Genomic DNA, 650 nt, shown 5'->3' on the forward strand with positions numbered 1-650 from the left:
CACGGTTGGTAATTCTAGCTCTGGCGCAAACTCACAAGCCATGACCATTGGTGGCAGGTTTTTCTGTTCTGGCTTGCTGACATCAAATGGCAGGTCGGTGCCAAGCAGTAACATGCCATCGGCTTGTTTGGTGAACACTAGATTCACAAATGAGCTTTCACGCTTTTTCTGCTGGCCGCTGTCACCGAGCAGTACGAGGTAGACATGTTCCACAGCGGCGTCTTCGATACCACGAATGATTTCAGAAAAGTAAGGATCACAGATGTCAGGAACGATGGTAACAATCGTTTTTGATTCGTTTCTACGTAGATTACGCGCTAATGAATTTGGAGAATAGCCCGCTTCAAGGACGGCATCTTCGACTCTTTTTCTTGTTGAAGAAGAGACTTTTTCTGGATTCATTAATGCTCGAGATACCGTAGCTGTCGACACTCCCGCAAGCTGGGCAACATCCTTCATTGTCGCCATAGTGTTTAACCTCTCAAATTTTTGCCAAGATGACGTTATTCCCTGTCAGAAGTCGTAGGTCTTTATCACTGGTAATCAGTGCCTATCTAATCACGTTGTTAGTGGTTATTTTTAGGGAGTAGGCGATAAAGCATCGCTTGGCTACTGCTTCAAATTTTGGGAATAGTCATTGTTTTAATCTA

At 44.5% G+C, this 650-nt stretch carries 1 protein-coding gene; it reads right to left on the bottom strand.

Annotation, left to right across the window (positions count from 1 at the left end; genetic code table 11):
• The coding region (locus R8O10_RS25705; protein WP_318192023.1) for a LacI family DNA-binding transcriptional regulator at window positions 1-468 on the bottom strand (468 nt) is incomplete at its 3' end.
• Window positions 469-650: the final 182 nt, after the last annotated feature.

Source organism: Vibrio sp. 1727, from assembly GCF_033344415.1.
Lineage (GTDB): Bacteria > Pseudomonadota > Gammaproteobacteria > Enterobacterales > Vibrionaceae > Vibrio > Vibrio alginolyticus.